Consider the following 11,570-nt stretch of genomic DNA (forward strand, 5'->3'; position numbering starts at 1 on the left):
GCGGATGCGGATGCAGAGGGCGTCAGGCTCAAGCGAGTTGGAGATGCCGGATCCAGCGACCTGGGGCGATGGCCTGGGCCGCCGTGGCGATGCCCCGTGCATCGATGCCGAAATGCCGGTGGAGGTCGGCGATCGTGCCGGTCTGCCCAAAATGCGAGACGCCGAGGGCGCGGGTGCGGTGACCCAGCACCGAGCCGAGCCAGCCGAGGGTGGCGGGGTGGCCGTCGAGGACGGTGACGAGGCCGCAATGGCTGGGCACGTCGGCGAGCAGTCGCTCGATATGGCTCGACGCGCCCGGCGATCCCCGCTCGCGCAGCCCTTGCGCGGCGGTCCAGCCGGCCTGCAGCCGGTCGGCGGAGGTAACGGCGAGGAGGCCGACATCGCGCCGATCCTCGGCCATCAGGCCCGTGGCGGCGATCGCCTCGGGGGCGATGGCGCCCTGATAGGCGACGACGACCTCCGCGTTCGGGCCGGGCCGGCGCAGCCAGTAGGCCCCCGCCACCATGTCGGCGGCAAGATCCGAATCGATCACTCGGACCGGCTGCTCCACGACCCGCGTCGAGAGCCGGAAATAGGCCGAGCCGCCGGCCGCATCGGGCAGGCAGATGACCGGGTCGGGCTCGGGCGCGCCGCTCCGCTGCATATGCGCGAAGGCGAAGCGCAGCAGCACGGCGAGTTCGTCCACGAAGGCCGGCTCGAAGGCGGAGAGCCCGTCCTGGCCCATGCCGATCAGCGGCGTCTTGATCGACTGGTGGGCGCCGCCCTCGGGGGCGAGGGTGATGCCGGCCGGCGTCGCCACCAGGATGAAGCGCGCATCCTGGTAGCAGGCGTAGTTCAGGGCGTCCAAGCCGCGCTCGATGAAGGGATCGTAGAGGGTGCCCACCGGCAGCAGGCGCTCGCCGAAGATCGCGTGCGACAGGCCGAGCGCCGAGAGCGCGGTGAACAGGTTCGATTCGGCGATGCCGAGTTCGAGGTGCTGGCCGGTGGGCGCGAAGGTCCAGTTGAAGGTCGAGGGAATGCGCTCCTGACGGAAGAGGTCGGCCATGGCTTGCTTGGCGAAGAGGCCGCGCCGGTTCACCCAGGCACCGAGATTGGTCGAGACCGTGACGTCGGGCGAGGTGGTGACGATGCGCGCCGCGAAGGCGCCGTCGGACTTGGCGATCTCGTGCATCAGCAGGCCGAACCCGGCTTGGGTCGAGAGCGAGGCCTGCCTCGGAGTCGCGAAGCGCTCCGGCACCGGGATCGCCGGGGCCTCGTAGCGGCGGCGCCCCCGCTGGACGAAGGGCACCTCGGCGAGGAAGCGCCGCATGGCCTCCGGCGCGATGTCGAGGCCCTCGAAAGGGTCCCATTCGCGGCCGGGCCGGATGCCCATCTCGGCCCGGAAGCCCTCGACCTGGGTCGGGGTCAGCAGGCCCGCATGGTTGTCCTTGTGGCCGGCGAGCGGCAGGCCGTGGCCCTTGATCGTGTAGGCGATGAAGCAGACCGGGCGGTCATGGGCGCGGGCCGCCTCGAAGGCCTCCAGCAGCATGGGCAGGTCGTGGCCGCCGAGATTGCCCATCAGGGCGGCGAGTTCCGCATCCGAGCGCCGGTCGATCAGGGCCGAAACGTCGCCCTGGTCGCCGAGTTCCTCCGTGAGGCGCCGACGCCAGGCCGCGCCGCCCTGGAAGGCCAGCGCCGAATAGGTCTGGTTCGGGCAGGACTCGATCCAGTCCTTCAGGCGCTCGCCGCCCGGCTCCGCGAAGGCGGCGCGCTGGAGCGTGCCGTGGCGGAGCACGACGACGTCCCAGCCGAAATTGCGGAACATCGCCTCGAATTTCGACCACAATCCCTCGCGCACCACCGCGTCGAGGCTCTGGCGGTTGTAGTCGACGATCCACCAGGTGTTGCGCAAGCCGTGCTTCCAGCCCTCCAGCAGGGCCTCGAAGATGTTGCCTTCGTCCATCTCGGCATCGCCGATGAGGGCGACCATCTTGCCCTCGGGCCGCTCGCCGCCCCACCCCTTCGCCCGTACGTAATCCTGCGTCAGCGACGCGAAGAGCGTCTGCGCCACGCCGAGGCCGACCGAGCCCGTGGAGAAGTCGACGTCGTCCACGTCCTTGGTGCGCGACGGATAGGACTGGGCGCCGCCGAAGCCCCGGAAGTTCTCCAGCTTCTCACGGGTCTGCTGGCCGAACTGGTATTGCAGGGCGTGGAAGACCGGGCTCGCATGGGGCTTCACCGCGACCCGGTCTTCCGGGTGCAGCACGGCGCCGTAGAGCGTCGTCATGATCGCGCAGAGCGAGGCCGAGGAGGCCTGGTGGCCGCCCACCTTCAACCCGTCCGCCGAGGCGCGGAGATGGTTGGCGTTGTGGATGATCCAGGTCGAGAGCCAGAGGCTCTTCCGGGCCAGCGCGGTCAGGTGGGGTAATCGCGGATCGCTCATGGGCCGATCGTAGCCACGGCTTGGGGCGAAAAGGGACCAAACCCACTTGCCGGATGCAAGGATTGTGGCTCAGATCGGCTGCCGGGGTCACGATCGCGAGTGTTCTGTGCCAAAAGCCGATTTCGACGCCATCGACTGCAATATCCTCGTCGCGCTCCAGGAGGATGCCCGTCTGACGGTGCTGCAGCTCGGCGAACGAGTCGGGCTTTCCGCCTCGCCCTGCGCGCGGCGCGTGCGCCGCCTGGAGGCCGCCGGGGTGATCAAGGCCTACGTGGCGGTCGTCGACCAGACGGCGGTCGGGCTGCCGGTCAGCGTCTTCGCCTCGGTGAAGCTGGAACGCCAGCGCGAGGAGGAGCTCGACCGCTTCGCCATGGCCGTCATCCGCTGGCCGGAGGTGGTCGATTGCTACCTGATGACGGGGCAGCGCGACTACCTGCTCCGGATCGTCGTCGAGGATCTCGAAGCCTACGAGCGCTTTCTCAAGAACAAGCTCACCCGCCTCGACGGCGTCGCAGCGATCGAATCGAGCTTCGCCCTCGGCCAGATCAAGCGCGCGAACGCGTTGCCGATCCAAGCGGAGGATGGAAAACGATGAAGACCAAGCCTCGCCCTCGATCCGCTGGGGTCGGAACATCCAGGCGATGACACGTTGCCTCTGAGCCGACCCGCTCTCGTGGTGCCCCCGGCCCACCGAAGGGTGGAACGGGGGCACGGGTTGCTCGCAGCCGCGACGATCAGGCCGCCATGGGTCCGTAACGACGGTGACCCTTCACGTCGAACCGGTCCAGCATCATCACCTTGTCCCAGACCCGCACGAAATCCGCCACGAACCGGCTTTGGCCATCGCTGCCGGCATAGGCATCGGCGATGTTGCGCAGCTGCGCGTTCGACCCGAAGACGAGATCGTTGCGCGTGGCCTGGAACTTCGTCTGCCCGCTCTCGCGGTCCTTGAGGGCGAAGGACGTCCCGGCCGAGTCGGCCTTCTCCCAGACCAGATTCGTGTCGGTCAGGTTCCGGAAGAAGTCCGTCGTCAGCACGCCGACCCGGTCGGTGAAGATGCCCCGGTTCGACCCGTCGTGGTTGGCGTTGAGGGCGCGCAGGCCGCCGGTCAGCACCACCCATTCCGGCGCGGTCAGCGTCAGCAGGTTGGCCTTGTCGAGGAACATCTCCTCCGGCGCCAGACGCTGCGCCATCTCCCCGAACCCGTCATCGACGTAGTTGCGGAAGCCGTCCACGACGGGCTTCAGCCACTGGAACATCTCGACGTCGGTCAGGTCATGCGTGGTATCGACCCGGCCGGGCGTGAACGGCACCTGCGTCTCGACCCCGGCGTCCCGAGCCGCTTTCTCCACGGCGACGCAGCCGGCGAGCACGATGAGGTCGGCCAGTGAGACCTGCTTGCCGTCGCTGCGCCCATGGTTGAAGTCGGCCATGACCCCACGGAGCGCCTCGACCACGGGCGCGGCTCGCCGGTTGACGGCCCAATCCTTCTGCGGGGCCAGGGCGAGCCGGCCGCCATTGGCGCCGCCGCGCTTGTCGCTGTCCCGGTAGGTCGAGGCCGCCGAGAAGGCCGTGAAGGCCAGGTCCGAGACCGAGAGGTTCCGAGCCAGGATCGCCTGCTTGAGGGCGGCGATCTCGGACTCGCCGACCGGGGCATAGGCGGCATCGGGGATCGGATCCTGCCACAGCAGACCGTCCTCGATCGTCACCTCCGGGCCGAGGTAGCGGTGCTTGGGGCCCATGTCGCGGTGGGTGAGCTTGTACCAGGCCTTGGAGAAGGCCTGCGTGAAGGCATCGAAGTCGTTGAGGAACTTCTCGCAGACCTTGCGGTATTCCGGATCGACCTTGAGGGCGATGTCGGAGGTCATCATCATGAGGGGATGCATCTGCCCCGCCACATGGGCGTCGGGGGTCTTGGGCGCGTTCGGATCCGTCGGGGTCCATTGCAGGGCACCGGCCGGGCTCTTGGTCTGCTCCCACTCGAACCGGAAGAGGTTCTCGAGGTAGGCATTGTCCCACTGGGTCGGATCGGGGGTCCAGCTGCCCTCGATGCCGTTCGTCATCGTGTCCTTGCCCGAGCCGGCGCCGTTCGGGTTGTGCCAGCCGAGCCCCATCGCCTCCATCGGCGCCATCTCGGGCGGCGGTCCGATCTCCTTGGCGGGCGTCATGCCGTGGCTCTTGCCGAAGGCATGACCGCCGGCGATGAGCGCCACGGTCTCCTCGTCGTTCATGGCCATGCGGGTGAACGTCGTCCGGATGTCGTTGGCCGAGCCCTGCGGGTCGCCGTTCGCGTAGGGTCCCTCGGGGTTCACGTAGATCAGCGATTGGTGGGAAGCGGCGAGGGGGTTCTCCAGGTCGTAGTCGGCGTCGCCGTTCTTGCCGCGCCAGCGCTCGTCACGGTTGACCATCTCGTCGAAGCTCGAGACCTTGCCCATCTCGACGACCTCGGGGCCCCAGTAGGTGGCGTTGTCCGCCTCCCAGGCGTCGAGACGTCCGCCGGCGAATCCGTAGGTCGGCAGGCCCATGATCTCCAGGGCGCAGTTGCCGGTGAGCACCATCAGGTCGGCCCAGGAGAGGGCGTTGCCGTATTTGTGCTTGATCGGCTGCAGCAGCCGGCGCGACTTGTCGGTGTTGCCGTTGTCCCACCAGCTCGAGATCGGCGCGAAGCGCTGCATCCCGGTGCCGGCCCCGCCCCGCCCGTCCGCGATGCGGTAGGTACCGGCCGAGTGCCAGGCCATGCGGACCATCTGCGGGCCGTAATTCTTGTAATCGGACGGCCACCACGCCACCGACGAGGTCAGGAACTGCTTGATGTCGCTTTTCAGGGCATCGAGGTCGATCGTCCGGAATGCGCTGCCATAGTCGAAATCCGGTCCGAGCGGATCCGACGCGACCCCATTCTGGTGCAAGAGTTCGACCCTCAGACGGTGGGGATACCAGTTCTCCAGTGCCGGACGGCTGCCGAGTGCTCCGCCGATGCGATCGCCGCCAAACGGGCACTTGCCGGCCATCGGGTACGATTCGGTATTGGTCTTGTCGATCATCAACTCGTTCATCAACGTTTCCCTTGGCGCAGGGCCGGCGCCATCGGACGGATCGGGTCGCCTGTCTGTCGCCTGATGCGACGTGGAGCGTGCAACGCCTCGAGCGACAGCAACTTTCGCGCGACCCGACGCTGCGAGCGAAATCTGGCGCGTCTAACAAAAATCAAGGTGCGGTCGCCTTCGATCTTTGCGGGACGCCGTCGGAAACGCCTGACACGAAGCCGCCTCACGTTTGCGCGAGGCCTCGGCGCGCAACCCACTTCTGAGCCGACCGCGATGATGCACGCAGAGATAGCACCGCAAACGTCGCTCTGCCGAGGGAGATCGCGAGGGGGATCGGATGCGTCATCATCCGATCCTCCGGGCGACGGGAGCGAGGCGATCGGATGCGACCGCGGCCAGGAGGCGAATGCTGAGGCCGACGGCCATCAGAAAGGGGAGGCGCGGCTGGACGTAATAGAGGGAGGTGCCGAGGATCGGCCCCACCACGAATCCGAGAGCCATGGCGGCGGAGACCAGTCCTGCGGCGGCGCCTTGCTCAGCCTGCCCGACCGCCAGGGAGGCCGTGGTCTGCAGACCCGGCATGATGACGCCGTAGCCGACGCCCAAGGCGATGCAGCCAGCGACGATGAGGGCAAGATTCTGTGCCAAGGCGAGGGCGACGAAACCTGTCAGTAGTCCTGCCGCTCCAAGTCTCAGCATCGTACGCGGCGTCGGCGAGAGCTGTCTGACGATGAGGATCTGGCTCGCCAGGGCGGCCAACGCGAAACCGGCCAGGGCGAAGCCGACGTGTCGCGTCGCAGCCGCAGAGTCGAGGCTGAGCAGGTCCTGGACGTAGAAGGACAGGGTCTGCTGGGTCAACCTCGGCAGCCACAAGGGGCCTGCCGTGCGAGCCGCCATCGAGGCCGCGGGCGCACAGCTGTTGTTCCTCCCGCCCTACAGCCCCGAACCGAAGGACCGCGCAGCGACTTCAACTCTATCGAGATGGCCTTCTCGGAGCTGAAAGCGCTGCTGCGCAAAGCCGAGGAACGGACCGTCGAGGGAATGTGGTCGGCCATCGGGCGCCTCGTCGACGCCGTCACACCCGACGAGTGCGCCAACTTCTTCGCCGCAGCAGAATATGAGCCAGATTAAATCGAGAACGCTCTAAGGGTGGTGGCTCGGGGCTCATAAGGAGCGTGGCTCTTTCCTTTCAGCGGAAAGAAGCTCGCGTCCATATTCTGCAGCATGACAACCGATTTGCTCTAGCAGTTCGCCCGACTACCAGAGCGCAAGCGAGCTTGGCGGTAGCGTCAGAGTCAGCCTGGGATCGGTGGATCGAACGCGGTCGGGGCGACCACGTACAACAACTCATTGCATGTCGTTTTATTAAGTTTCCGCTCACCTTGGTGTCATACCAGCTACGTCATTCAATTGTTTATCAAGTTCTGGCTGCGACGTTGCCTCGTTGCTTCAAGAGCGGGCCATAAAGATGAACCGCATCCCCAGATGTGACGACGAAAGGTTAGAGCATGTCTGGCGCGACTATCGAAAATCAGGCAAATCCTGAGGGTGGGACTGTACAGGAGGCCGTCAATACGACCGCCGGCGGTACAGAAGTCAGCATCCTTTTGCAGGGACTGCGAAGGGCAGTCGGGCCTAACGGGGGTCCACCGACCGTCCCGGGGGTGGCAGGCGAAGACAGCGTGCTCGATGAATCGAGCGGCTATGGCTCCACGATTCTGAGGGATGCGGAGAATTACGGGACTAGATCGGCGTTCGCACAAGGCTTCAATGACTGGGCGGCCAACTTCGCGAGCTCACTGTCGCCAGATGGAGCTGCAGTCTTCATTAGATCACTTGGGTATCTTGGAAACGCTGTGAGAGTCGGAGGCGAGTTCGCCGGGCCGGCTTCTGCCGTGGTCGCGGCGGGCATCCTACTTTATCCGGTGGCCAAGGGGTCGCCGGATGAGCAGGTGTCGACGCTGCAACCCGGCACCCCTTGGAACCCGGACGGCACGCCCACGGCGCCATCGATCCTCCCCACCCATGGGGCAGTGCAAGTCCTCGCTGTCGCCAATCAAGCCCAGCTCGCCGCCGCCATCGAGACGGTCAACGCCTCGCCTGGCAACTACGCGATCCATGTCACGGCCGACATCTCCCTGAATGCGGACCTTCCAGCGCTGAACCAGCCCCTCGGCGTGGTTCGGATCGACGGCGAAGGACACGTGCTCGACGGTGCCGATACTTACCGCGGCCTGATGGTGGACGATACGCAGGCTCTCTTGAAAGACCTTACTATTCAGGACGCTGTCGCCCAGGGGGGCGCCGGCGGCATCGGCAAGGCCGGCGGCGGCGGCGGCGGCGGCGCGGGTCTCGGTGGCGGCGTGCTTGCGGTCAACCACGCGACGATCGCCCTCGATGACGTCTCGTTCACGAACGACGCCGCCACCGGCGGACAGGGCGGCGCAAGGGAGGCCGGCGCTCTGCTCGGGAGTGCGGGATATGGCGGCGGCGGTGGCATGGGCGGCGCCGGGGGAGCGGGAAGCGCCTGGCATTCGAGCGTCGGGGGTGTGTTCGGCGATATCGGCCAGCACCTCAACCCCCTAGTTCAGGCCGACGAGGACGATGGGCGGGACGGCAGCAGCGGCGGTGGCGGCGGCCTCGGCATTGCGGCGACGGGGAGCGCCAGCGGCCCTGGTGGGCGCAGTTCCATCCTGACCGGCGCGGATGGTGGCTTGGGCTTGGACGATGGCACATCCGCCAACAACGATGCCGCGGGCGTCGGTGGAGGCCTCGGCGCCAATGGCGTTTAGGGCGGTTGGGGAGGCGGTGGCGCCGGCAGCGCCGGAGATGGCGACAGCGGCGACGTCGGCGGTAATGGCGGGTATGGCGGCGGCGGCGGTGGTGGTGGTGGAGCCGCCGGCTACGGCGGTGGCGGTGGCGGTGGTGGCGGCGCCGTTGGCATCATGGGCGTCGACCAGGGCCAGGCCGGATTCGGCGGCGGTGCCGGTGCTAGGGAAGGCGGCGGCGGTGGAGCGGGTCTCGGCGGCGGTGCCTTCGCCGACGGTACCAGCACGATCAGTATCGAAGGTGGCAGCTTCACCGGCGACACGGCGACCGGTGGCCAGGGTGCGAGCGGTGGAGGAAGCGGCCAGGGATACGGAAATTCGATCTTCCTCTCGGGCAATCAGGTCCTGACGGCCTTCGCCAAGCCGGGCGAGACGACGACACTCGGTGGGGGAATCTCCGACCAGTCCGGCGTCCATGATCCGAGCGGTCAGGGCGGCGCGGCAGTGGTGATGGCCGTCGGCGGCGGTACCGTCGCGATCACGGAAGAGAACGCCCTCTCGGGAGGCATCGTCATCGGTGACGGCACCACGCTGGAGCTCGCGGCGAGCGGGGCCGCAGGCGCTACCAGTGCGATCGCCTTTGGAGATACCGGCGACGGCGCGACCTTGCGCGTGGATGCTCCCGCCCTTCCCGCTGGCGGCCTTCTCGTTACGGGCTTGCGCGATATGCAGACCGGTGATCGGGTAGACTTCGCAGGTCTCGCCGGTGCGACCCAGGTCACGGTTGGGACGGTCGGCGGAGCCATGGCCACGGACGGGCAAACCGCCACACAGGTCACGGCCTCGAACGGCGCGCAGTCGGAGTCGGTCCTGATCGAAGGTCTGAACGCCGGGGCTACCTTCGCCGTGGCGAGCGATGGCCAGGGCGGCTCGACCTTGACCATGACCCAGGCGATGCCGGCACCGACTGGGTTGGTCGAGACGACCGCTGCGGATGGCTCGCCGGTCGTGTCCGGTCAGGCCCAGGCCCAGGCCCAGGCCCAGGCCGGAAGCTCCGTCACCCTGTATCAGGTGCAAGCGCAGGCTGGCATCCTGCTTCAACTCGGGACTGCGACCGCCACATCGAATGGCACGTTCAGCCTGTCGCCCGATATTCTGCCGGATGCCGGCGCCGGCCCCATCGCGGCACTGTCTGCCGACGCCTCGGGCAACCGGTCGGCACTGTCCGCCGCACTCGCCCTTCCGGCTGGGACCGGCGGTACGCCACCCGCCACCGATGCGAGTTTCGGCACGCCGACCCCGGGAAGCATCGTCCTGCGCGTCGGCACCGAGGCGCAGCTCACCGCGGCAATCGACCAAGCCAATGCCGGCACCACGCCGGGGCCGCTGGCGATCGAGTTCACCAATGACATCACCCTCATGGGTGCGAACGACCTGCCCGTGCTGCAGGGCAGCAGCCCCGTCACCATCCTGGGCCAAGGGCATACTCTCGATGGTAACGACTTCGTACGTGGGCTGATGGTGCTCGGCGGGAATGCAGCCATCGAGGACCTGACGATTGCCGATACGGTCGCGTCCGGCGGAATGGGAGGTATCGGCGCGTCCGGCGGTGGCGGCGGCGCGGGCCTCGGTGGCGGCCTGATGGTGGCCGGCGGTGCGAACGTTCTGCTCGCCGACGTACACTTCTCCAATGACGCCGCGCAAGGCGGTGAGGGAGGGATCTCCGGCGCCTACGGCGAGGGCTACGGCGGCGGCGGCGGCCTCGGCGGGAGTGGTGGCAACACCGCCTCCAGTCTGGTCGGGCTTTCCGGCGGCGGCGGTGGTATCGGAGCCCAGGCGGTCGGGGGCAACGGCATTGATGCCGCGACGGGATCGCAGGGGACGGCGGGTCCGATCACAGGTGCTCCGTCGGATGCCGGCATCGGAGCTCACGGAAGTGTCGCGGGCGGCGGCGGCGATGGTGGTAGCGCCATCTGGCAAGGCGGCGCAGGTGCCGGCGGTGGGATCTACGGTTTGAGCGGCGCCGACACGAGTGAGGGCGGCGAGGGAAGTACTGGTGGCTTCGGCGGCGGCGGCGGCGGGTCTCAGACCCAGGGAGGCTATGGCGGCTTCGGCGGCGGCGGCGGTGGCGGCGCACCGCTTTTGTCAGGCACAGGCGCCCCGGGGGGCTTCGGTGGCGGTGCGGGAGGGGACGGCACGAACAACCCCCAGAGTGACGGCGGTGGCGGCGGCCTGGGTGCGGGAGGCGCGGTCTTCGTCGAGCAGGGGTCGAGCCTGACGGTCGTCAATTCCGGCAGCACGGGCGATACCGTCGCTGGCGGCCAGGGACAGAACGGCGGCGGCGACGGCCAGGCCTATGGCGCGGGCTGGTTCATTCAGGGCAATCAGGCGATCACACTCGGGGCTCTCTCCGGTCAGACCACGACCATCAACGACGTCATTTCCGACGAGACCGGGTCACATGACGCAAGTGGCGCGACCGGTGCCGGTACCGTAATCGCCGCAGGGCCGGGCACAGTCGCGCTCGAGGTGCAGAATACCTATACCGGCGGCACCGTCATCGACGGCGGCACCCTCGAACTCGGTGCGGCCGGTGCGGCCGGCACCGGCGACATCACGTTTGCAACCGGCAGTGGGGGCACGCTGAAGGTGGACGCGGCGGTCACGAGAAGCGGCGCCCTCCTCAACGGCATCTCCGGACTGGCGGCTGGCGACGCGATCGACCTCGCCGGCGTCGCGTACCAGCAGGGGGCGATGACCCAGGCCATCGGTGCGCCCGGTAGCGCACCAACCGCCGCCGGCGGTATGGCAGCCTCGCAGGTGCTGATCGGCAACGGCACAGACCATGCCGTTCTGGCGATCGAGGGACTGGCACCGCAGGCTGCCTTGACCCTGGCGAGCGACGGCCAAGGGGGAACTCTGGTGAGCCTCGCTCAGCCGGGCGGGACTGCCTCAGCCGATTCCTCGGCCGTAGCCGCAGCCGCTCCGGGGGGCGCCGATGCGGCACCTGCGACGGAGCTGTTCACCCTGCCGCCAGGGCAGATCAGCAGCCTTGGAACCGGCGATCCACGGAATGCGGTCAACAGCATGCTGTTTCAGGCCTCGTCTCCTCCGGGAGTTGCGGTCCCGGTTCCCGCGCCAGCCGGTGGAGTCGCGGCGGCGATCCACGATCCGGAGGCGCAGGCCGGTCTCTTGCCGATGCCCGGAGAGGACGACCGTCACGGAGTAGCGGGGCTCGCCCACGAGTCCGGTCAAGCCACCTCAAGCCTCCATCAACGCTGAAACGAGCCGTGCGGCCTCTTTCGGGAGGCCGGACACCCTCAGATCTGCCAG

Annotated in this window: 6 protein-coding genes and 1 pseudogene; 4 read left to right on the forward strand and 3 right to left on the reverse strand. The window is 68.0% G+C overall.

Annotation, left to right across the window (positions count from 1 at the left end):
- Nucleotides 1-28: 28 nt before the first annotated feature.
- Entirely contained in the window at nt 29-2,422 is a 2,394-nt protein-coding gene (locus tag RQI43_RS05635) for a transketolase (RefSeq protein ID WP_311274509.1), read from the reverse strand.
- Between the two features lie 106 nt (nt 2,423-2,528).
- Between RQI43_RS05635 and RQI43_RS05640 the strand changes: the two genes are divergently transcribed.
- Nucleotides 2,529-3,017: an Lrp/AsnC family transcriptional regulator gene (locus RQI43_RS05640; protein WP_311274510.1), complete on the forward strand. Its 489-nt coding sequence runs from the start codon at nt 2,529-2,531 to the stop codon at nt 3,015-3,017.
- A 139-nt stretch (nt 3,018-3,156) separates the two neighbouring features.
- Here RQI43_RS05640 and katG read toward each other — a convergent pair whose 3' ends face one another.
- Together katG and RQI43_RS05650 are read right to left on the reverse strand one after the other, a co-directional pair.
- The gene (gene katG / locus RQI43_RS05645; RefSeq protein WP_311274511.1) at nt 3,157-5,478 is read right to left on the reverse strand and encodes a catalase/peroxidase HPI; all 2,322 of its coding nucleotides are present in this window, start codon (nt 5,476-5,478) and stop codon (nt 3,157-3,159) included.
- A 336-nt stretch (nt 5,479-5,814) separates the two neighbouring features.
- Nucleotides 5,815-6,366, reverse strand: a complete 552-nt coding sequence (locus RQI43_RS05650) for an MFS transporter (protein WP_311274512.1) — start codon at nt 6,364-6,366, stop codon at nt 5,815-5,817.
- On the opposite strand from RQI43_RS05650, the pseudogene RQI43_RS05655 reads away from it, so the two are divergent.
- The 3 genes and pseudogenes from RQI43_RS05655 to RQI43_RS05665 form a co-directional block, all read left to right on the forward strand.
- A pseudogene (locus RQI43_RS05655) lies at nt 6,308-6,600 on the forward strand (transposase); the annotation flags it as partial. The gene RQI43_RS05650 and the pseudogene RQI43_RS05655 overlap by 59 nt on opposite strands.
- A gap of 821 nt (nt 6,601-7,421) precedes the next feature.
- Nucleotides 7,422-8,261, forward strand: coding sequence for a hypothetical protein (locus RQI43_RS05660; RefSeq protein WP_311274513.1), 840 nt, complete (start codon nt 7,422-7,424; stop codon nt 8,259-8,261).
- Between the two features lie 153 nt (nt 8,262-8,414).
- Nucleotides 8,415-11,519 (forward strand): hypothetical protein, encoded by a 3,105-nt coding sequence (locus RQI43_RS05665; RefSeq protein ID WP_311274514.1) that lies wholly within the window; start codon nt 8,415-8,417, stop codon nt 11,517-11,519.
- Nucleotides 11,520-11,570 lie beyond the last annotated feature (51 nt).

Source organism: Methylobacterium sp. WCS2018Hpa-22, assembly GCF_031843785.1.
GTDB lineage: Bacteria > Pseudomonadota > Alphaproteobacteria > Rhizobiales > Beijerinckiaceae > Methylobacterium.